Origin of the sequence: Streptomyces sp. NPDC102283 (assembly GCF_044766265.1) — a bacterium.
GTDB lineage: Bacteria > Actinomycetota > Actinomycetes > Streptomycetales > Streptomycetaceae > Streptomyces.
In genome coordinates, this window is the sequence record NZ_JBIWLQ010000030.1 from 1 (window position 1) to 21,436 (window position 21,436).

The following is a 21,436-nucleotide window of genomic DNA, read 5'->3' on the forward strand; positions in this document are numbered from 1 at the left end:
GCGGCGCGCCGCGGGGGGCCGGCGCGCGCCGCCCCGCCGCCCCCGCCCCCCGCCCCCGCCCCCGGGGGGGGGGCGGCCCGCGGCCGGCCGCCCCCCCCCCCCCCCCCCCCCCCCCCCCCCCCCCCCCCACGGCGAGTGGGGCACTCCACCGGCGTGAACCGCAGCCGCGCGGGCCGCTCCACCGCACCAGCCGGACACGCCCCGTTTCGCGCACCCGCCGACAAGGGCGCTGCCGTGGATTGTCACCGGCTGCCAAAGTCCGAGCAGCCCTGATCCGATCGGAAACCCGGCCCTTCCCAGGCGTCGTCCGCGTGCGTACCGTACCCGTCGGTAGGGGTCGTATCCGGTCCGGTCGACGTACGGCCGAGCCCGGACGACGTACCACCGAAGCCCGCCCGACGTCCGTTCGAAGTCCGCTCGACGTCCGCCCGCAGGGGCCGTCGCCGAGAAGTGGACCCGCTTTCCGCAGCCATCCCTGGGCCCACGCGCGCCGGAAGGACACATCCGTATGACCGTCGATGCACGCGCCGCAGCGAGACGACCGATCCACTGGGCCGTGGGCGGGGCGCTCGTCGTCGCCACCGCGCTCGTCCCCGGCGCCGAGTCGGCCGCCGCGGAACAGACCTCGGAGGTCGCCCTCCGCTACGCCTGCCCGTTCCCCTCCGGGCCCGAGGAAGTGGACGTCGTCGTCTCGGCGCTGCTTCCCACCTCGGTCCGCACGGGCGAGGAGATCCGCCCGTCGCGGGTCTCCGTCGAGGTGAACCTGGCGCCCACGGCGCTCGCCCGGTTCGGGGAGCTGGACGCCGCCACCCTGTCGGCCGTCGCGCGACTCACCGTCCGCAACACCGTCGGCGACAAGTCCGCCGACGCCTCCTGGCAGGACCTGACCGCTCCGCCCGTCGCCCTGCCCGGACCCGACGGGGGCGGCCTGGCCCTGACCGCGACCGGTGACGTGCCCACGGTCTCCTTCGGCAGCCCCGGGCGCGCGACACTGGCCCCCGCCGAACTGGCCCTCACGCTGTCCTCGCTCACCGGGGCGGGCGAGCCGACCACGCCCCCGGGACTCGAGATCGTCTGTGAACCGGCCCCGGGCCAGGAACCCGAACTCGCCGCGATCACCGTCCGCGGCGACGGCGACCCCACGGCCCCCGTTCCACGGCCGGGGGAGAGCGACCCCGCACCGGTCCCGACCCCCACCCGCCCGGCCGAGGGTCTGTCGCCCGGCGCCCGGGAGAAGATCGACGCCCTCACCGACGAACGGCTCGCAGCCCTGGACGGCGACGACCCGGGCAGCTGCCCGATCGAGATCCCGCCCGAGTGGGTGATGACCACCGCCGAGACGTACGCCGCCGGCTACGCCAACGCCGCCAAGCTGGACGGTGCGGCGGCGCTGGGGCCCGCGTTCATGAAGGTGGTGCTCAACAAGCGCTACATCAACGACTCCTGCGCCTCGACCGTCGACGTCAGCTCGGAGGTGGACTTCGACTACCGGGGACGCCGACAGCTCCCCCCGACGAAGGCCACGTTCCTCAGCTACGGATTCATGCCGACGACCGCGACCATGACGCTGGAGCAGGTGGGCCCCCCGGCCGCGATCCACACCCACACGGTCACCAACACGCCGACCTACCCGGAGGAGACGACCGTCACGGCCCAGCTCGTGATGCGGCTCTCCGATGTCGAGGTGAACGGTGTGCCCCTGGACGTGGGCCCCGACTGCCGCACGGAACGGCCCTTCGAACAGGTGCTGAGAGGGTACGGGCAGAGCTATCCGCCGGCCGGCTACCTCGTGGCGTACGGCGGCACCCTGACCGGCTACGCCCACATCCCGCCGTTCGAGGGCTGCGGTGTGGGGGAGGACCTCGACCCGATCTTCACCTCGGCCATCTCCAGCCCGGGCAAGAAGGCCGACAACTACACCAAGATGACGCAGGCGCCCCTGTGCGTGGCCACGAACCCGGAGGGGCCGGACTGCCCGCCGCGGAAGCCCGACCCCGAGCGCTGACCCGAAAACCCCCGAGCCCTTCCGGTCCCGGACCGGAAGGGCTCTTTCCTGCCCACCGGCCGTCGTGCGATTCCTCATCATCCGACAGGTTTGGTTCGAGGATTACTCACCCGTGAACAATCCTCCGCCCCGTGTGAATTTCTCGCCGAGGAAAGTCTGTACCCAGTATTGCGAAGTCAGGTTACCGGCCCGTAGCGTCCCAGACGTGCCCAGGAAAACCGCCTGCGTACCAGCTCGGCGGGCACACCCGGGCCCGGTTCGCTCCGCTCCGGTCCAGGAGTGCCCCGGATGGAACGCCCACCGCTTGCGCAGATTTCGACAAGGACGGGAACCGGCCTTGTCACCGAATGACAAGTGATCCATTCTCAGCCCCGCGTTCGTCGATCTCCGCTGTTCAACGGCTTGCCCTGGCGGTTTCGGCGGACATAACGTGCGCCCCCTGGTGCATGTGTGACGAGCCGCCATCGCTTTTCTCAGAGCCGGAGCGCCAATCGATGAACACGTTCACCGCCACTTCGAGGGAGGGCCGATGGGAATCGAAGTAGTCGTCGAGGGCCTGACGAAGTCCTTCGGCAAGCAGAACATCTGGCAGGACGTCAGCCTCACCCTGCCCGCCGGTGAAGTGAGCGTCATGCTCGGTCCTTCCGGAACCGGAAAAACCGTCTTCCTGAAATCCATCATCGGGCTGCTCAAGCCCGAACAGGGGCGCGTCCTCATCAACGGCGTCGACATGGTGAACAGCTCCGAGCGCGACATCATGGAGACCCGGAAGCTCTTCGGCCTCATGTTCCAGGACGGCGCCCTTTTCGGCTCGATGTCGCTCTTCGACAACATCGCCTTCCCGTTGCGCGAGCACACCCGCAAGAAGGAATCCGAGATCCGCCGCATCGTCATGGAGCGCATCGACATCGTCGGACTCCTCGGCGCCGAGGGAAAGCTGCCGGGCGAGATATCCGGCGGCATGCGCAAGCGCGCCGGCCTCGCCCGCGCCCTGGTCCTGGACCCGCAGATCATCCTCTGCGACGAGCCGGACTCCGGCCTCGACCCGGTCCGCACCGCCTACCTCTCGCAGCTCCTCATCGACCTCAACGCGCAGATCGACGCGACGATGCTCATCGTCACCCACAACCTCGACATCGCGGCGACCGTCCCCGACAACATGGGCATGCTGTTCTGCCGCAACCTCGTCACCTTCGGCCCGCGCGAGGTGCTGCTCACCAGCGACACCCCGGTCGTCTCCCAGTTCCTCGCCGGACGCCGCGAAGGCCCCATCGGCATGTCCGAGGAGAAGGACGCCGCCACCCTCGCCGCCGAGCAGCAGGCCGACCCCGCGCCGCGCACCAGGCCCCGCACCGTCGTCCCCCAGCTGGAGCCCTCGCCCGGGATGCCCGTACGCCAGGGCGCGCTGCGCCGCCGGGAGCGGGTCATGGCGATGATGGGCCGGCTGCCGGAGGCCGCCCGTACGGCGATCCTCGACAGCTACGCCCCGGCAACGGGAGGTGCGCGCGCGTGACCGCCCCGATGCCGGTGCGGCCGCCCGAGCCGCCCGAGAAGCCCCCGCCGGCCACCGACCCCCGTGCGACCGCCCCGTCCGCGCCCGAACAGCGGCGGCCCTCCCGGCTGCTCGCCCCGCTCCGCGAGACCGGGAAGCTGTTCGCGCTCGCCGTCGCGGTGGCCCGGGCGATCTTCCGCAGGCCGTTCCAGGTGCGGGAGTTCATCGAGCAGTTCTGGTTCGTCGCGAGCGTCACGATCCTGCCCGCCGCCCTCGTCTCCATCCCGTTCGGCGCGGTCATCGCCCTCCAGGTCGGCTCCCTCACCCAGCAGCTCGGCGCCCAGTCCTTCACCGGCGGCGCCAGCGTGCTGGCGGTGATCCAGCAGGCGAGCCCGATCATCGTGGCGCTGCTGATCTCCGGGGCCGCCGGATCCGCGATCTGCGCCGACCTCGGCTCCCGCAAGATCCGCGAGGAGCTGGACGCGATGGAGGTCATGGGCGTCTCGCCCATCCAGCGCCTCGTCGTCCCCCGGGTGCTCGCCACCATGCTCGTCGCCGTCCTGCTCAACGGCCTGATCTCCGTGGTCGGCACGCTCGGCGGCTACTTCTTCAACGTGATCATGCAGGGCGGCACCCCGGGCGCGTATCTCGCGAGCTTCTCCGCTCTCGCCCAACTGCCCGACCTCTACATCAGCGAGTTCAAGGCCCTGATCTTCGGCTTCATCGCGGGCATCGTCGCCGCCTACCGGGGCCTCAACCCGCGCGGCGGCCCCAAGGGCGTCGGCGACGCGGTCAACCAGTCCGTCGTCATCACCTTCATGCTGCTGTTCTTCGTGAACATGGTCCTCACGGCGATCTACCTCCAGATCGTCCCCGCGAAGGGGAGCTGACCCATGGCGATGCTCAGCTGGCTCGACCGATCGGGCGACCAACTCACCTTCTACGTCAAGGCACTCGTCTGGATCCCGCGCACCCTGCGCCGCTATCTGCGCGAGGTGCAGCGGCTGCTGGCCGAGGTCGCCTTCGGCAGCGGCGGACTCGGTGTCATCGGCGGCACCATCGGCGTGATGATCGCCATGACCCTGTTCACCGGCACCGTCGTCGGACTCCAGGGCTACGCGGCCCTCAACCAGATCGGCACCTCGGCCTTCACCGGGTTCATCTCCGCCTACTTCAACACCCGGGAGATCGCCCCCCTGGTCGCCGGTCTCGCCCTCTCCGCCACCGTCGGCGCGGGCTTCACCGCCCAGCTCGGCGCGATGCGGATCAACGAGGAGGTCGACGCCCTGGAGGCGATGGGCGTCCGCTCCATGCCCTACCTCGTCACCACCCGGATCATCGCCGGAGTCGTCGCGATCATCCCGCTGTACGCGATCGGGCTCCTCTCCTCGTACGTCGCCTCCCGCTACATCACCATCTACTTCAACGGGCAGTCGGCGGGCACCTACGACCACTACTTCGATCTCTTCCTCTCCCCGCAGGACGTGCTGCTGTCGGTGCTCAAGGTGCTGATCTTCAGCGTGCTGGTGATCCTCGCCCACTGCTACTACGGCTTCCACGCCACCGGCGGACCGGCCGGTGTGGGCGTGGCGGTCGGCCGCTCGGTGCGCAACGCCATCGTGCTCATCAGCGTCACCGACTTCTTCCTCTCGCTCGCCATCTGGGGCGCCACGACGACGGTGAAGGTGGCCGGCTGATGCGCACCTCCAGCACACGCACCGTCCGCCGACGGCTGGCCGGAGTCACCTTCCTGCTGGTGCCCGCCGTCCTGGTGTGGGTCTCGGTCTCCGTGTACGAGAAGGACTTCACCGACGACGCCACCGTCACCGTCCGCACCGGAGCGGTCGGCAACGAGATGCACGACAACGCCGACGTGAAACTGCGCGGGGTCGTCATCGGACAGGTCCGCGCCATCGCCACCGACGGCGACGGCGCCCGCCTCACCCTGGCCATCGACCGGGACAAGCTCGACCAGGTCCCCGCCGACGTCACCGCCCAGATGCTGCCCACCACCCTCTTCGGCGCGCGGTTCGTCGCGCTCGTCCCGCCCCGCATCCCCACGGGCACCACCCTGCGGGCCGGGGCGGTCATCCCGCAGGACCGCTCCAGCAACGCCATCGAGCTGGAACAGGTCCTGGACAACGTCCTGCCGCTGCTGACCGCCGTGAAGCCCGAGAAGCTCTCCGCCACCCTCAACGCCGTCTCCCGGGCGTTGGAGGGACGGGGGAGACGCCTCGGCGAGACGCTGACCACGCTGGACGGCCACCTGAAGAAGTTCAACCCCCAACTCCCCACCCTCAACGCCGACATCAAGGAACTCGTCAAGGTGAGCACGCTGTACGCGGACGCCGCGCCGGACGTCCTCGACGCGCTGACCGACGCCACGGTCACCAGCTCCACCCTCGCCGACCAGGAGGCGCGGCTCGCCGGGCTCTACGGCACCACCACGGCCGCCGCGCAGGACACGACCTCCTTCCTGCGGGAGAACAAGGACAACCTCATCCGGCTCTCCGCCGCCGGCCGCCCCTCCCTCGAACTCCTCGCCGAATACGCCGAGTCGTTCCCCTGCACCCTGCGCACCATGGCCGGCTTCGTGCCCGCCATGGACAAGGCGCTGGGCAAGGGCACCGACCAACCGGGACTGCATGTGTCGATCAAGTCCGTGCCCTCCAAGGGCAAATACGTACCCGGCAAGGACATCCCGGTCTACGACGCGAGCGGTGGGCCCGCCTGCTACTCGGTACCGTACGTCGGCAAGCACGCCCCGACCGCCGACACCCGCCGGGCCGCCGATGTCACCGCACCCCCGGCGGACACGGGCACCGGGCTCGGACTGCCCAACTCGCCGCAGGAGTCCCGGCTCGTCAACGAACTGGTCGCACCCTCGCTGAAGGCCCGACCGGGAGACCTGGCCGACTGGAGCAGCGTGCTCATCGGCCCGGCCTTCCGCGGTGCGGAGGTGAAGCTCAAGTGAAACGCCGCTCGCTCGCGGGACCGGTCGCCAAGTCCCTCGTCTTCATCGTCGTCACCGTGCTGGCCACCACCGTCCTCGGGCTCTCCATCGCCAACACGGGCGTGGGGGACACCACCACGTACAAGGCGCGGTTCACCGACGCCACCGGCCTCATCCCCGGCGACAGCGTCCGGATCGCCGGAGTGAAGGTCGGCCAGGTCGAATCCGTGAAGGTCGCCGACCGCCGGGTCGCCGAGGTCGCCTTCGCCGTACGCAAGGGGCGCAGCCTCCCCGCCTCGGTGACGGCGTCCATCAAATACCTCAACATGGTCGGCCAGCGGTACGTCGACCTCGACCGGGGCCCCGGAGCCGTCGGCCGGGCCTTCGCGCCCGGCGACACCATCCCGCTCTCCCGCACCACCCCGGCGCTCGACCTCACCCAGCTCTTCAACGGCTTCCAGCCCCTCTTCGAAGGGCTGTCCCCGCCCGACGTCAACCAGCTCGCCGGCTCCATCGTCCAGGTCCTCCAGGGCGAGGGCGGCACCGTCGACAGCATCCTGCGGCACGTCGGCTCGCTCACCACCACCGTCGCCGCGAAGGACAAGGTGATCGGCGAGGTGATCACGAACCTCAACACCGTCCTCAAGACGGTCAACGACCGGGAGGCCGGCTTCGACGACCTCGTCGTCACCCTCCAGAAGCTCGTCACCGGATTCTCCGGCGACCGCAAACCGCTCGGCGAGGCCATCACCGCGATGGGCGCGCTCACCACCGTGACCGCCGACCTCTTCCAGGACGGCAGAAAGCCGCTCAAGGACGATATCCGTCAACTCGGACGGCTCAGCGGTCAGTTGGAGAAGGGGACTCCGCAGATCGAGAACTTCCTGGAGAAGACCCCGGCCAAGATGGCGGCCATCAGCCGGCTGACGTCCTACGGATCGTGGCTCAACCTCTACCTCTGCGAAGCGAAGGTCAGCGGTGTCACCCACGACGACGGCAGCAAGCCGCCGGGCGGCATCGCGATCACCCAACCGAGGTGCCTGGCATGAGCATCACCCCCATCCGGGAACGCAACCCGGTCGCCGTCGCCGTCGTCGGGCTCCTCGTCCTGACCCTGCTCGGCCTCGCCGCCTGGCGCGCCGACTCCCTGCCCTTCGTCCAGGGCGGCACCTCCTACAGCGCCGACTTCACCGAATCCGCCGGACTCACCGACGGCGACGAGGTGCGGATCGCCGGAGTGAAGGTCGGCGAGGTCACCGGTGTCTCCCTCGACGGAGCGAAGGTCCGCGTCGACTTCCGGGTGAGAGGCGCCTGGATCGGTGACTCCTCGACCGTGGGCATCGCCGTCAAGACCCTGCTCGGCGAGAAGTACCTCGCCGTCGACCCCCTTGGTGATGCCCCGCAGGATCCCGGCTCCCGCATCACCGCGAGCCGCACCACCTCCCCGTACGACGTCACCCAGGCGTTCAACGGCCTCGGGGAGACCATCGGGGAGATCGACACCGAACAGCTCGCCAAGAGCTTCGAGACGATCTCCGCCACCTTCAAGGACTCCCCGCCGCACGTCCGCAGCGCCGCGGACGGGCTCTCCGCCCTCTCCCGTACGGTCTCCGAACGCGACGCGCAGCTCGCCACCCTGCTCCGCAACAGCAAGCAGCTCACCAAGACCCTCGCCGGGAAGAAGAGCAGCTTCGAAACGCTCCTGGAGGACGGGAACCTGCTGCTCGGCGAGATCCAGGCCCGCCGCGACTCCATCCACCTGCTGCTCACCGGAACCCGCGACCTCGGCACCCAGCTCACCGGACTCGTCCGGGACAACGACAAGCAGCTCGGGCCGACCCTGGAGTCCCTCGGCCGGGTCACCGCCGTCCTGGTCAAGAACCGCAAGAGCCTCGACAAGGTCCTCGCCATGACCGGCTCCTACAGCCGGCTCATCGGCAACACCCTCGGCAGCGGCCGCTGGTTCGACAACTACGTCTGCGGAGTCGTGCCCAAGAACTACCTTCCCGCCGGCACACCCCCGGCGACCGGATGCATGCCACCCCGGCAGCAAGGGGGCCGCTGACATGAGACGCACCCGCATCACCGGCATCACCGCCGGACTCGCCCTCGTCGCCGTCGCGGCCGCCACCGGCGTGAGCGCCCTGGAGGAGGACGGGAAGACCACTGTCACCGCCTACTTCGAACGCGCCACCGGCGTCTACGCCGGATCCGACCTGCGCATCCTCGGCGTCAAGGTCGGAACCGTCACCTCCGTCGAGCCCCGCGGCAAGGAGGTGAAGGTCGTGCTGCGCCTGGACCGCGGCATCGCCGTCCCCGAGGACGCCCACGCCGTCGTCGTCGCCCCCAGCCTCGTCGCCGACCGCTACATCCAGCTCGCCCCGGCCTACGACGGCGGCCCCCGGCTCGCCGCCGACGCCGTCCTGCCCGCCGCCCGCAACGCCACCCCCGTCGAGGTCGACGAGCTGTACGCCTCCATCACCGAACTCTCCACCGCCCTCGGCCCGAACGGGGCCAACACCGACGGGGCGCTCGCCCGGCTCCTGGACACCGGGGCGAAGAACCTCGACGGCAACGGCAAGGCCATCGGCGATTCCATCGAGCAGTTCGGCAAGGCCACCAGGACGCTCGACAGGAGCAGCGGCGACCTGTTCGACACCCTGGCCCACCTCCAGACCTTCACCACCATGCTCGAGAAGAACGACGGCAACGTCCGCAGCGCCGAGCAGCAACTGAACACGGTCACCTCCTTCCTCGCCGACGACAAGAAGAACCTCAGCGCGGCCCTCAAGGAACTCGGCGCCGCCCTCGGTCAGGTCAAGGCCTTCATCGCCAAGAACCGCGGCGCGCTCAAGAAGAACGTCGAGGCACTGGTGCCCGTCACCCAGGCGCTCGTCGACCAGCGCGCCTCGCTCGCCGAGGCGATGGACACCCTCCCGCTCGCCGCGGGCAACGTCCTGAACGCCTACGACCCCGCCCACCGCACCCTCAACGGGCGCGCCAACCTCAATGAACTGTCCATGGGGGGACCGCTCGTCGACCCCGGGGCCGCCTCCGCCGCCGGCCGGCTCACCGGCCTCGCCCCCGTCGACGCGACCCGTCGCAAGGCCTTGCCCGTCCTGCCGCTCCCGGAGGTCGGCACGGTCTACGGCACCCCCGAGAAGCAGTCCGGCAAGCAGAAGGGGGCGCGACGATGAACGACGACGACCGGCGCAGACCCGTCGTACGGGCCGCCGTCGCAGCCGTGGCGCTGCTCGCCACCGGAGCGCTGGTCGCTTTGGTCGCGGTCCGTCCCGACAGCCCCTCCTTCACCGGCATCGAGCAGATCCCTCTGCCCGGCGGCGCAGACCTCGGCGACCGGCCGTACGAGGTCACCGCCGAGTTCGGCGACGTCCTCAGCCTCGCGCCGCAGTCCTCGGTCAAGGTCAACGACGTGGCCGTGGGGCGCGTCACGAAGATCGCGCTGGCCCCGGACGGCTGGCGGGCCCGGGTCACCATGCGGGTCAACGGGAAGGTCGAGCTTCCCGCGAACGCCTACGCCCGCCTCGAACAGTCCAGCCTGCTCGGTGAGAAGTTCATCCAGCTCGCCCCGCCCCCCGAGGGCACCGCACGCGGATCGCTCGCCGCCGGCGGCCGCATCCCGCACTCGCGTACCAACCGGAACCCGGAGGTCGAAGAGGTCTTCGGGGCCCTGTCCCTGCTCCTCAACGGGGGCGGCGTCAACCAGCTCAAGACCATCACCACCGAACTCAACAAGGCGCTCGCCGGACAGGAACCGCAGATCCGCTCCATGCTCAACCGGGTCGACACCCTGGTGACCAACCTGGACGCGAACAAGAGCGACATCACCAAGGCCCTGGACGGCGTCAACCGCCTCGCCGCCACCCTCGCCACCCGCAAGCAGGACGTCGGCACGGTCCTCACCGGGCTCAGCCCCGGACTCAAGGTCCTGGAGAAACAGCGCGGCTCGCTGCTGACCATGCTGCGCTCCCTCGACACCCTCTCCACCGTGGCCGTCGACACGATCAACCGGAGCAAAGCCGACATGATCGCCGACCTCAAGGCGCTCGCCCCGACCCTCAAGGCGCTCGCCGACTCCGGCCAGGACCTCCCCGACTCCCTCCAGGTGCTGCTGACCTACCCCTTCACGGACGAGGTGCTGCGCGGCGTCAAGGGCGACTACCTCAACGTCTACCTGGACGTGACGGCCCTGCCCGGTACGCAGATCATCCCCGCGCTCACGCCGGATCCCCCCGGGATCCCGCTGCCTCCGGCCGAGGGTGAGGGTGCGGCGGCCCGGGGCGCGCTGCCCCTGCCGCTCCCCCTGCCCGCCGTGTCGGGAACGCCGAAGCCCGACGCCTCGGGAACGCCGAAGCCGGACGCCTCCGGGACATCGGAGCCGGAGAAGGAGGCGACACCGTGATCACCCTCGCCATCCGGCTGAAGAACCTCGCCTTCCTCGTCATCGCCACGCTGGTGCTCGGCTACCTGGGTGTGCGGTACGCCGATCTCGGCCACTACGTCGGACTGCGCAGCTACTACACCGTCACGGTCCAACTCCCGCAGACCGGCGGCCTGTACACCCACTCCAACGTCACCTACCGGGGCGTCTCCGTGGGCCGCGTCGGCCCCATCGAGCTGACCGAGGACGGCGTCGAGGCCGAGCTGCGGATCGAGAAGGACGCGCCGAAGATCCCGGACAGCCTCACCGCCGTCGTCGCGAACCTGTCGGCGGTCGGCGAGCAGTACGTCGATCTGCGACCCACCCGCGAGGACGGGCCCTTCCTGGGCAACGGCTCGGTCATCGACGAGGCCGACACCACCATCCCCGCGCCCCCGACCGACGTCCTCACCAGCGTCGACGACCTGGCGAGCAGCGTGGACCTGGAGAGCCTGCGGACCGTCGTCGAGGAGTTCGGGGCCGCCTTCGAGGGGCGCGGCGACGACCTCCAGGTCCTGCTGGACACCAGCGGCGACTTCATCGAGGCCGCCGACAAGGCCCTGCCGGTCACCACCCGGCTGATGGCCGACGGCGAGCGCGTCCTGCGCACCCAGGCCGAACAGGGGCAGGCACTCAAGGGCTTCGCCTCGGGGGCCAAGGAACTGGCCGCCGAGCTGAAGGGCTCCGACGCCGATCTGCGCCGTCTCATCGCGACCACCCCGGACGCCGCCGTCCAGATCAGCGGACTGCTGCGCGACCTGGATCCCGCCTTCGGCGTCGTGGTCGCCAATCTCCTCACCACCTCGGAGGTCGCCGTCACCCGCCAACGCGGCCTGGAGGAACTGCTCGTGAAGCTGCCCGCCGTGGTCGCCGCCGGGTCGAGCGCGGTCGACGCCGACGGCGCCCGGTTCGGGATGTCCGTCACCTTCTTCGAGCCGCTGCCGTGCACAGCGGGCTACGGAGGCACGGTCTACCGCAACGGACTCAACACCTCGGACGGGCCCGCCGTGAACACCGCCGCCCGCTGCACCTCCTCGCCCGGCACCGGCATCAACGTCCGGGGCAGCGCCAACGCACCCAAGGGCGGCCCGGTGCCGAAACCGGCCGTTCCGGGCTCGATGAAGCTGCCCGGCGCCGTGGACGGCGGGTCCGCGACCGCACAGCCGCCGACCGGGGGCATGGCCGGACTGCTCGGTCTGGGAGGCGGCTCATGACCGCCCGCGCCCGACGCCGGGCCGGCTGGGCCGTCCTGCTCATCGCCGCCCTGGTCTGCGGCCTGGGGGCCTGGTCGTACGGGCAGGCGCGCGGTGATCGCACCCTGTCCTACGCGAAGGCCCGCGACACGGCACTGGCCGAGGGCAGACGGCACCTGGCGACGCTGAACAGCCTGGACGGCGAGGACGCGAAGCGGGTCGACGACGGACTACGGGCCTGGCTGGACTCCTCCACGGGGCCGCTGCACGACCAGCTGAAGCGGACCCGGAAAGCCGACGCGAAGTCCCTCACGACCGCGGGCGACACGGCCCGGGGCAAGGTCACGTCGGCGGCGCTCACCGCACTGGACGAGCGCACGGGCACGGCGGAGCTGATCGCCACCGTGGACGTCGAGGTCACCCCGCGCTCCGGCGCGACCGGCACCCAGCGCAAGCGGTTCGGGGCGACCCTCGCCCGTACGGCCGACGGCTGGAAGGTCAAGGCGCTCACCGCGATCGGAACGGACGGCGGCCGATGAGACCGCGGGGAGGAACGGCGACGATGAAGAGCGACACGATCCTCGATCCCGACGTGGACCAGGAAGCCGGAACAACGCAGACGGCCGCCCCGGACGGTGCGGCGGACGTACCCCGCCGCCGGTGGCCGCGCGTCCTCGGCGCACTTGTGGCAGTCGCGCTGATCGCCACGGGCGGCGTCCTGTACGCAGAGGGACGCCACCTGCGCGACACCCCGGCCACGGCGAACCTCGCGCTCACCGACGCGGAGGCGACCACCCGCGTCACCGGTGACGTCAGCAGCGCGCTAGGGAAGATCTTCTCGTACGGTCCCGGGGCCACCGCCGTCACCAGGTCGGCGGCGAAGGACGTCCTGGCGGGCAAGGCGCTCCAGCAGTACGCGGCGCTGTTCGGCCAGGTCGAGCGGCAGTCCGCCGACCAGAAGCTGACGCTCACCACCGAGGTCGTCCGGGCCGGGGTGACCCGGCTGACCGGCAGCAGCGCCCACCTCCTGGTCTTCCTCGACCAGGTCTACGAGCGCCGGGGCCGCGCCCCCACCACCGCCTCCGCGCAGCTCACGGTAACCGCCGAACTGCGCGACGGGCGCTGGTGGATCGTCGAGATCGGCTCCATATGACGGCGGGCCGGAGGCGATGGCGCACCGGTCCGGTTCGGCAGGCAGGGGAGAGGCAGCACATGGCACGGCAGCGGACGGCACAGCAGGACTCGGCACGGCAGGACTCGGCACGGAAGAGCACGGCACCGGCGGGGACGGTACGGGCGGGAACGAGGAATCCGCTGGTGATCGTCGCGCTGGCCCTGGCGGTCTGCGCTGCCGGGGCGGCGGGCTGGGGCGGCTGGCTGCGCTACGAGGCCACGCACGACGACGCGGCGTCCTTCGCGCAGACACGGGACGACGCACTGGCGGCGGGCGAGCAGGCGGTGCAGAACATGAACACCCTGGACCACCGCTCCCTGGAGAAGGGGCTCGACAGCTGGGAGCAATCCACCACCGGCGATCTGCACAGCCAACTCGTCGACGGACGTGATGCGTTCGCCGATCAGATCGCCGCCGCCAAGACGGTGAGCACCGCGAAGGTCCTCTCCGGTGCGGTGACCGAACTCGACCAACGGGCGGGCCGGGCGGGGGTGATGGTGGCTGTCCGGGTCACCGTCACCGCGCCGAAGGGCGAACCGGCCGTGAAGGAGAGCCGGTTGCTCGGGAGCCTCACCCGAACCGCCGACGGGTGGAAGCTCAGCGCGCTGGGACAGGCGCCCGTCGGCGGCACGGGCGGCTGACCTCGGCCCCCGCGCCCGCCTGTACCCGCTGCCCCGCACGCCCCGGAGAGGACCCCGCTCATGTCGACGACCCGTCATCTCGTGAACCGCCGCCGCCGGCTGGCCACGACGTCACCGCGCACGCCGGGGGCCGAGACCGACCCGGCACCCGAACAGACCACCGCCGGCACCGCCACCGACGCCGAACCGCCGCGGGCAGCGGAAAGCACGGCTACCGATCTCAACACCGACACCGACACCGACACCACTGCCGGGTCCGACGCAGGTTCCGACACCGCTCCCCACGCCCCGGCGGACGCCCCCCGTGCCAGGGCACCCCGCCTGCGCGGCGGACTCCCCGCCGTGCTCTGCGCCCTCACCGTCCTCCTCGGAGCCTTCGCCGCCTGGGCGTTCGCCTCGGCCGACAGCCTCCGCGACGAGCCGGCCCGGCAGAACACCGCGCTCACCGACATCGGCCGGACCAGTGAGGTGAAGGGCCGGATCAGCGAGGCGGTCGGCGCGGTGTTCTCGTACGACTACGCCTCGCCCGCCCGGTCCGACCGCGCCGCGCGCACCTATCTGACCGGCCGGGCCGTGGGGCAGCACAAGGACATGCTCGCCGACGTACGGGAGCAGGCGCCGAAGCAGAAGCTCGTCCTGACCACCACCGTGACCGAGAGCGGGGTCGAGTTCCTCGACGGCGACCGCGCCCGGCTGCTGATCTTCGCCGACCAGAGCAACACCCGTACCGGCAAGGACGAGGAGACGACGTACGCGGCGGCCATGTTCGCCGTGGACGCCGTCCGCCGCGGGGACACCTGGCTGATCGCCGCCATCGACACGTTCACCCGCTGAGCCCCGGAGAGGGGAGTGGAGTCCAGATGAGCTTCAACCGCACGGTGCGCCGACGGCTCGGCACCACGGCCACCGCCGTCGCCGCGATGACCGCGCTCACCGCGTCCCAGGCCCCGGGGGTCGCACTGACCGAGCCCCGGCAGGGGAAAGCGGCGGCTTCGGACGACGTCGTGTGGAGCGAGGTGCCGGGTGACGACGTCTACCACACCGAGTTGCCTCCGCTACGGTCCCCGAAGCCGCCCGCACCCCTGAAGCCCGGGGCGAAGGCCGATCCGCTCGTGGCCCGCACCTGGTCCGAGGCGGGCATTCCGGCGACCGTGCTGGCCGCCTACCGCAAGGCCGAGAGCGCGCTGCGCCGCGGTGACCCGGGCTGCGGGCTGCCGTGGCAGCTGCTCGCGGCGATCGGCAAGGTCGAGTCGGGCCAGGCGTCCGGCGGGCGGGTCGACGCCCGGGGGACGACGCTCACCCCGATCCTCGGCCCCGCGCTCGACGGCAACGGCTTCGCCCTGATCCGGGACACCGACGACGGGGCGTACGACGGCGACCGCGCCTACGACCGGGCCGTCGGGCCGATGCAGTTCATCCCCTCGACCTGGGCGGCCTGGGGCGCGGACGGCAACGGCGACGGCCGCCGGGACCCGAACAACATCTACGACGCGGCGCTCGCAGCCGGGCGTTACCTCTGTGCCGGGTCCCGCGATCTGACCCGCCGCGCCGACCTGGACCGGGCGATCCTCAGCTACAACCGGTCCGACACCTACCTGCGGACCGTGCTGTCCTGGCTGGAGTTCTACCGCGGCGGCAGCCATGCCGTCGCCGACGGCGAGGGCGTCCTCCCGGCCAGCCCCGGCCCTGGCGGGAAGACCTCGCCCAGGGCGCCGGTCGGCGGGCCCGGCGCACCGCAGCGTCCCGGCAAGGGCGACGGAGGCGTCGTCGTCGGCCCGCAGCCCACCCGGCCGCCGACTCCGACACCCACCCCCCGCCCCACCGGCCCCGGCTCACCGAGCCCGAGCCCTGACCCGACGGATTCCGGCCCCACCGACCCCGGCCCCAGCCCGACCGGTCCGACCGACCCGGGCCCCACCGACCCGGGCCCGAGCCCCAGCCCCGACCCGACGGACCCCGGCCCCACCACCTCGCCCGACCCCACCACCTCGCCCGACCCGACCACCTCGCCCGACCCCGGCGGGACCGGCCCGGGCTGCCCCGACGACACCCCGTCAGCCTCCCCGTCGGCGCCTTCTCCGGGCGAGGGGACCTCGGGCGGCCAGGGTGAATCCGGCGATCCCTGTGTGCCGGGCGAAGGGTCCGGGGGCTGAGCCAGGTACGGCCTGCGCGTCTCGCACCTGGCTCGGCCCAGACGCTCCCCGGGCCCGGATATCCGCATGAACGGGAAATGTGTAGGTGGAATTCCGTTTACGGCGGGTACCCGGGCAGGTGAAGGCCCGCAGAGGCCCTTCACTATTTCTGGGAGGGAAACAGTGACGAAGAAAATATTGCTGGCTGTGGTTTCGGTGTCTCTGGGGGCGACCGCGCTCGCCGGATGCGGCGGGGAGAAGAGCGGCGACGAGGCGTTCGGCGGAAAGAGTGCGGATACGATCGCGGCGGACGCGGTCAAGGCGACGCGCGACGCGAAATCCCTGCGGGTCACGGGAAACGCCCGGCAAAAGGGCGGGAACGAGATAGGTCTCGACTTCCACGTAGACGATCAGGACCGGTGCAAGGGCACGATGACCGGCCGGGGCGCCAAGGCCGACGTGCTCCAGGTCGGGCAGCAGGTCTACGTGCGTGGTGACAAGAAGTTCTGGCAGAACTCACTGCAGGGCAGGCCCGGTACGGGCGGGGCGATCGAGCAACTTCAGGGTAAGTGGGTGAAGTCCGAGCCGGGCCAGTCCGGTACCGAGGGAATGTGTGACAAGCAGGCGTTCCTGGCCTCGCTGGACAGCGACAAGTCCGAGCGGAAGGGATTGAAGAAGGGGGACACCACGGAGATCGACGGGCAGTCGGTGCTGGCCCTGGAGAAGGAGCAGCCAGGTGGTGAGAAGATCACCATGTACGTCGCCACCGAGGGTGAGCCCTTTATTCTCAAGGCGGTCACCGAGGGCGGAGACGCACCGGGTGAGGTCGTGCTGAGCGATTACGGCAAGAAGGTCGACGCGCAGGCGCCTGCCGAGGCCGACGTGGTCGACCCGAAGGAAATCACTGCCTGACCAGGAAAGCATTCTGTGCATGACGCATGACGCATGACGCATGACGCATGACGCATGACGCATAAGGTCTTTCGCGCGGTGCGTTTCCGCCCCCGGCACACGGAATTCCTTTCCCCTCCCCTGGAGGGAAAGGCCGGCGCCATGGGGCGGAACGCCCCGGGTCACGTCCGCCCGGGATGGTCGCCCGGCCCGTGGACCCCGCCGGTCAGGGGGGTGGGCGAGAGGTCCGTCCGTTCCTCACCCGGCTCCAGCAAGGTGTCCGCGGGACCCACGATGAGCGGATCCGGGGCTCCTACGCCCTTCTCGTCCTTGCTGTCGTAGTCGAAACGCCACAGAAGGCTGCGCATCGCCTCCAGCCGGCCGCGCTTCTTGTCGTTGTTCTTCACCACGGTCCACGGCGCGCACTCGGTGTCCGTGGACCGGAACATCTCGACCTTCGCGGCGGTGTACTCGTCCCAGAGATCCAAGGAGGCCACGTCGGTCGGCGACAGCTTCCACTGGCGTACCGGGTCGACCTGCCGGATCGCGAAGCGGGTCCGCTGCTCAGCGCGGGAGACCGAGAACCAGAACTTCACCAGCAGGACACCGTCGTCGACGAGCATCCGCTCGAACTGCGGGGCCTGCTTCAGGAAGTGCTTGTACTGCTCCGGTGTGCAGAAGTCCATCACCCGTTCCACTCCGGCCCGGTTGTACCAGGAGCGGTCGAAGAAGACGATCTCGCCGGCGGTCGGAAGATGCGCCACGTACCGCTGGAAGTACCACTGCCCGCTCTCCCGCTCGGTGGGCTTCTCCAGGGCGACCACGCGCGCCCCACGTGGGTTGAGCCGCTCGGTGAACCGCTGGATGGTCCCGCCCTTGCCCGCCGCGTCGCGGCCCTCGCACAGGACCACCAGCCGCTGCCCGCTCTCGCGGACCCACCGCTGGAGCTTCAGGAGTTCGATCTGGAGGAATCGTTTCTCCCGTTCGTACTCCCTGCGGCGCACCCGCCGGTCGTACGGATGGTTCTCCCGCCACGTCTCGAGAGGACGGCCCTGTTCGTCGAGGAGCACGGGCTGCTCGGGGCGCCGGCCGTCGACGGTCAGTCCCTTCAGCAGGTCCGCGGGGTCGGTGTTCCGGTCGTCGTCGGTCATGGTCGTGTCCCCGTTCGCTTCGCATGGTCCGCTGCGGCGGGAGAGGACCCACCCGCCGCGGATGAGCCCTCTCCCGTAGGGGAATGTTCCCCGGCAAACGCCCGGCATGTCCGAGCGGGCGCGGTGAGCAGGGGTCAGCCGCCCGACAGCACCTCGGCCAGGTCGTAGGAGACGACCTCCTCCAACTGCGCGTACGTACAGCCGGCGGGGGACCGGTCCGGCCGCCACCGGCGGAACTGGGTGGTGTGCCGGAACCGGTCGCCCTCCATGTGGTCGTAGGCCACCTCGCACACGCGCTCCGGGCGCAGCGGCACCCAGGACTGGTTTTTCTTGCCGGACCAGCGGTTCTGCGTCCCCGGCAGCCGGGACTGCTCGTGCGCCGCCGCGTCCGCCCAGGCGCCCCACGGGTGCTCGGCGAACTCGACGCGCAGCGAGGCGAGTTCCTCGGCCAGCTCTGCGCGCCGCTTCATCGGGAAGGCCGCGCAGACCCCGACGTGCTGGAGCACGCCGTCGGCGTCGTACAGGCCGAGCAGGAGCGAGCCGACGACCGGACCGCTCTTGTGCTCGCGATAGCCCGCCACCACGACGTCGGCGGTCCGCTCGTGCTTGATCTTGTACATCGCCCGGACGTCCGGCCGGTAGGGGAGATCGAGCGGTTTCGCCACGACCCCGTCGAGCCCGGCCCCCTCGTACCGTTCGAACCAGTCCCGGGCGACCTCGATGTCCGTGGTGGCCGGGGCGAGGTACACGGGTGCGGACGCCTCCGAGAGCGCGGCCCGCAGCACCTCCCGCCGGTCCGCCTGCCTGGTGGGGAGAAGGGAGGTGTCGTCGACGGCGAGGACGTCGAAGGCGATCAGGCTCGCCGGCGTCTGCTCGGCGAGCAGCCGCACCCGGGAGTCCGCCGGATGGATGCGCTCGCCGAGCTGCTCGAAGTCGAGGCGTCCCTCGTGGGCGATGACGATCTCCCCGTCGATCACACAGCGCGGCGGGAGGTTCTCCCGTACGACGTCGACCAGGTCGGGGAAGTAGCGGGTCAGGGACTTGCCCGTGCGGCTGCCGATCTCCACCTCGTCGCCGTCCCGGTACACGATCGCCCGGAAGCCGTCCCACTTCGCCTCGTAGCTCATGCCCGGCGGGATCTTGGAGACCGACTTGGCGAGCATCGGCTTCACGGGCGGCATCACCGGCAGGTCCATGCGCCGATTCTGGACCGCGACCCCGCCCGTGTCTCCCGATGTGCGGCATATGTGCGACCGGCCTACGGTGGCCGTCATGGGAGCAGCGGTGGAGCTGGACGCGGGCGGACGTGCCGTGAGGCTGTCCAACCCGGACAAGGTGTACTTCCCGGAGAAGGGCTACACCAAGAGGGACGTGGCCGACTACTTCCTGGCGGTGGGGCCGGGGATCACCCGGGCCCTGAACCACCGGCCGACCACGCTCCAGCGCTTCGTCGACGGGGTGGAGGGCGACTTCTTCTACCAGAAGCGCGCCCCGAAGAACCTCCCCGAGTGGATCCCCACCGCCCGCATCGCCTTCCCGAGCGGCCGGCCCGCCGACGAGATCTGCCCCACCGAGGTCGCCGCCGTGATCTGGGCCGCCAACCTCGGCACCCTCACCTTCCACCCCTGGCCGGTCCGCGACGGGGACACCGACCACCCGGACGAACTCCGCATCGACCTGGACCCGCAGCCCGGCACGGACTACGCGGACGCCGTCACCGCCGCCCATGAGCTGCGCTCCGTCCTGGAGGACCTCGGCGTACGCGGCTGGCCCAAGACCTCCGGAGGCCGGGGCATCCACGTCTTCGTGCCCATCGAGCCCGCCTGGACCTTCACCGAGGTGCGGCGCGCCACCATCGCCGTCGGGCGCGAGCTGGAGCGGCGGATGCCCGAGCGGGTGACGACCGCCTGGTGGAAGGAGGAGCGCGGCGAGCGGATTTTCGTCGACTTCAACCAGACCGCCCGCGACCGCACCATCGCCTCCGCCTACTCCGTACGCCCCTTCCCGCACGCGCCGGTCTCCGCGCCGCTGCGCTGGGAGGAGATCGACGACGCCGAACCGCGCGACTTCGACATCGTCACGCTCCCGGCGCGCTACGCCGAACTCGGCGACGTCCACGCCGACATGGACCAGGAGGCGTTCCGGCTCGACGCCCTGCTGGAGCTGGCCGACCGGGACGAGAAGGAGCGCGGGCTCGGCGACATGCCCTATCCGCCGGAGTATCCGAAGATGCCCGGCGAGCCCAAGCGCGTCCAGCCCAGCCGCGCCCGCCACGACGACGACGGTGGGACGGCGTGAGCGAGGGCGGTGACCGGCACGGTGCGCACAGGCGGACCCCGACCCTCCGCGAGCGCTGGGAGGCGTACAAGAACAGCCCGTTCCTCCCCGCGACCGTCCTCGTCCTGATCGTCGCCGCCGCGGCCGGTCTCTTCGCCGGCTCCTACACGTACGCGATGGCCGACCCCACCCCGCACCGCATCCCCGCAGCCCTGGTCACCCGGCCGTCGGTGGAGCGGGGCGAGGCGTTCGTCGCGGGCCTGGAGAAGGCCCTGGACGCCTCCCTCGAACTGCGCGACTACCCCGACGTCGCCGACGCCCGCCGCGCCCTGGACGAGCAGAAGGTCTTCGCCATCGTGCGCGCGTCCGACGGGGGAGTGGCCCTCGACGTGGCCGGAGCCTCCGGCGCGTCCGTGGCCGAGCTGCTCGGCAAGGCGGGCCTGGAGGTGGGGGACGCCACCGGGGTCGAGGTCACGGTCCGGGACATCAAGCCGCTCCAGCGGGGCGACCCGCGCGGGCTCGCCCTGTTCTACATCTCGCTGGCCGCTGTGATCATGGGTTTCCTCGGCGCGATCCAGCTCAGCGTGCACGCCCACGGCCTGAACCCGGCCGAGCGGATCGGCTTCACCGTCGCCTACGCCCTGCTCGGCGGCTTCGCCATCGCGGCGGCCGTGGACTGGTGGCTCGGGGCGGTGGACCTGCCGTTCGTCCAGTCCTGGCTGATCCTGGCGTTCACGATGTTCACCTCCGGCATGGTCTTCACCATGTTCAACACGTTGATGGGCCGCTGGGCGATGATCCCCACCTGGGGTGTCATGGTGCTGCTCGGCAACCCGTCCTCCGGCGGCGCGGTGTCCTGGCCGCTGCTGCCCTCGGCGCTCGGGCACATCGGCCGCTGGCTGCCGCCGGGCGCCTCCGTCAACGCCCAGCACACCGCCGTCTACTACCAGGGCCACCAGTTCGTCTTCCCGTACCTGGTCCTCGCCGGGTGGGCGCTGGTCTCCTGCACGGTGTTCTGGGTGTGGCGCCACCGACACCCCGGTGGCCGCGCCCGCACGCCGGAGCATGCGGACGCGGCCACCTGAG

Annotated in this window: 20 protein-coding genes; 18 read left to right on the forward strand and 2 right to left on the reverse strand. The window is 71.0% G+C overall.

Annotated features, from left to right (window positions below):
• Nucleotides 1-508: 508 nt before the first annotated feature.
• The 16 genes from ACIRJT_RS36530 to ACIRJT_RS36605 all read left to right on the forward strand — a co-directional run bounded on the left by ACIRJT_RS36530 (nt 509) and on the right by ACIRJT_RS36605 (nt 16,943).
• The gene (locus ACIRJT_RS36530; protein ID WP_403918282.1) at nt 509-2,005 is read left to right on the forward strand and encodes a DUF6801 domain-containing protein; all 1,497 of its coding nucleotides are present in this window, start codon (nt 509-511) and stop codon (nt 2,003-2,005) included.
• Nucleotides 2,006-2,534: 529 nt separating this feature from the next.
• Nucleotides 2,535-3,518, forward strand: coding sequence for an ABC transporter ATP-binding protein (locus tag ACIRJT_RS36535; protein WP_403918285.1), 984 nt, complete (start codon nt 2,535-2,537; stop codon nt 3,516-3,518).
• Nucleotides 3,515-4,387 carry an MlaE family ABC transporter permease gene (locus tag ACIRJT_RS36540; protein WP_403918288.1) on the forward strand — a complete coding sequence of 291 codons (873 nt, stop codon included), beginning with the start codon at nt 3,515-3,517 and terminating at the stop codon, nt 4,385-4,387. Before ACIRJT_RS36535 ends, ACIRJT_RS36540 begins: the two co-directional genes overlap by 4 nt.
• Nucleotides 4,388-4,390: 3 nt before the next feature.
• Complete coding sequence (locus ACIRJT_RS36545) at nt 4,391-5,194, forward strand: MlaE family ABC transporter permease (protein WP_371627036.1); 804 nt, start codon at nt 4,391-4,393, stop codon at nt 5,192-5,194.
• Nucleotides 5,194-6,471, forward strand: a complete 1,278-nt coding sequence (locus ACIRJT_RS36550) for an MCE family protein (RefSeq protein ID WP_403918291.1) — start codon at nt 5,194-5,196, stop codon at nt 6,469-6,471. The genes ACIRJT_RS36545 and ACIRJT_RS36550 overlap by 1 nt, the downstream gene beginning before the upstream one ends.
• Nucleotides 6,468-7,499 (forward strand): MCE family protein, encoded by a 1,032-nt coding sequence (locus tag ACIRJT_RS36555; RefSeq protein WP_403918293.1) that lies wholly within the window; start codon nt 6,468-6,470, stop codon nt 7,497-7,499. The genes ACIRJT_RS36550 and ACIRJT_RS36555 overlap by 4 nt, the downstream gene beginning before the upstream one ends.
• Nucleotides 7,496-8,515 carry an MCE family protein gene (locus tag ACIRJT_RS36560; RefSeq protein ID WP_403918296.1) on the forward strand — a complete coding sequence of 340 codons (1,020 nt, stop codon included), beginning with the start codon at nt 7,496-7,498 and terminating at the stop codon, nt 8,513-8,515. The genes ACIRJT_RS36555 and ACIRJT_RS36560 overlap by 4 nt, the downstream gene beginning before the upstream one ends.
• Nucleotide 8,516: 1 nt before the next feature.
• The gene (locus ACIRJT_RS36565; RefSeq protein WP_403918298.1) at nt 8,517-9,647 is read left to right on the forward strand and encodes an MCE family protein; all 1,131 of its coding nucleotides are present in this window, start codon (nt 8,517-8,519) and stop codon (nt 9,645-9,647) included.
• Complete coding sequence (locus ACIRJT_RS36570) at nt 9,644-10,873, forward strand: MCE family protein (RefSeq protein ID WP_403918300.1); 1,230 nt, start codon at nt 9,644-9,646, stop codon at nt 10,871-10,873. Before ACIRJT_RS36565 ends, ACIRJT_RS36570 begins: the two co-directional genes overlap by 4 nt.
• Nucleotides 10,870-12,105 carry an MCE family protein gene (locus tag ACIRJT_RS36575; protein WP_403918302.1) on the forward strand — a complete coding sequence of 412 codons (1,236 nt, stop codon included), beginning with the start codon at nt 10,870-10,872 and terminating at the stop codon, nt 12,103-12,105. The genes ACIRJT_RS36570 and ACIRJT_RS36575 overlap by 4 nt, the downstream gene beginning before the upstream one ends.
• A complete protein-coding gene (locus tag ACIRJT_RS36580) occupies nt 12,102-12,623 on the forward strand; it encodes a hypothetical protein (RefSeq protein WP_403918305.1) in 522 nt (173 codons plus the stop codon). Before ACIRJT_RS36575 ends, ACIRJT_RS36580 begins: the two co-directional genes overlap by 4 nt.
• A 23-nt stretch (nt 12,624-12,646) precedes the next feature.
• Entirely contained in the window at nt 12,647-13,237 is a 591-nt protein-coding gene (locus ACIRJT_RS36585) for a hypothetical protein (protein WP_403918307.1), read from the forward strand.
• A gap of 164 nt (nt 13,238-13,401) precedes the next feature.
• Entirely contained in the window at nt 13,402-13,899 is a 498-nt protein-coding gene (locus tag ACIRJT_RS36590) for a nuclear transport factor 2 family protein (RefSeq protein WP_403918419.1), read from the forward strand.
• A gap of 60 nt (nt 13,900-13,959) precedes the next feature.
• Nucleotides 13,960-14,733 carry a hypothetical protein gene (locus ACIRJT_RS36595; RefSeq protein WP_403918310.1) on the forward strand — a complete coding sequence of 258 codons (774 nt, stop codon included), beginning with the start codon at nt 13,960-13,962 and terminating at the stop codon, nt 14,731-14,733.
• A gap of 26 nt (nt 14,734-14,759) precedes the next feature.
• Nucleotides 14,760-16,052: a lytic murein transglycosylase gene (locus ACIRJT_RS36600; RefSeq protein WP_403918312.1), complete on the forward strand. Its 1,293-nt coding sequence runs from the start codon at nt 14,760-14,762 to the stop codon at nt 16,050-16,052.
• A 162-nt stretch (nt 16,053-16,214) separates the two neighbouring features.
• Complete coding sequence (locus ACIRJT_RS36605; RefSeq protein ID WP_403918315.1) at nt 16,215-16,943, forward strand: hypothetical protein; 729 nt, start codon at nt 16,215-16,217, stop codon at nt 16,941-16,943.
• Between the two features lie 161 nt (nt 16,944-17,104).
• On the opposite strand, the gene ppk2 is transcribed toward ACIRJT_RS36605, so the two are convergent.
• Together ppk2 and ACIRJT_RS36615 are read right to left on the reverse strand one after the other, a co-directional pair.
• Nucleotides 17,105-18,073, reverse strand: coding sequence for a polyphosphate kinase 2 (ppk2, locus tag ACIRJT_RS36610; RefSeq protein WP_403918317.1), 969 nt, complete (start codon nt 18,071-18,073; stop codon nt 17,105-17,107).
• 134 nt (nt 18,074-18,207) lie between these two features.
• The gene (locus tag ACIRJT_RS36615) at nt 18,208-19,269 is read right to left on the reverse strand and encodes an ATP-dependent DNA ligase (protein WP_403918320.1); all 1,062 of its coding nucleotides are present in this window, start codon (nt 19,267-19,269) and stop codon (nt 18,208-18,210) included.
• A gap of 76 nt (nt 19,270-19,345) precedes the next feature.
• On the opposite strand from ACIRJT_RS36615, the gene ligD reads away from it, so the two are divergent.
• Together ligD and ACIRJT_RS36625 are read left to right on the forward strand one after the other, a co-directional pair.
• On the forward strand, nt 19,346-20,371 hold the full coding sequence (gene ligD, locus ACIRJT_RS36620; protein ID WP_403918323.1) for a non-homologous end-joining DNA ligase: 1,026 nt from the start codon (nt 19,346-19,348) through the stop codon (nt 20,369-20,371).
• Nucleotides 20,368-21,435 carry an ABC transporter permease gene (locus tag ACIRJT_RS36625; protein WP_403918326.1) on the forward strand — a complete coding sequence of 356 codons (1,068 nt, stop codon included), beginning with the start codon at nt 20,368-20,370 and terminating at the stop codon, nt 21,433-21,435. Before ligD ends, ACIRJT_RS36625 begins: the two co-directional genes overlap by 4 nt.
• Nucleotide 21,436: the final 1 nt, after the last annotated feature.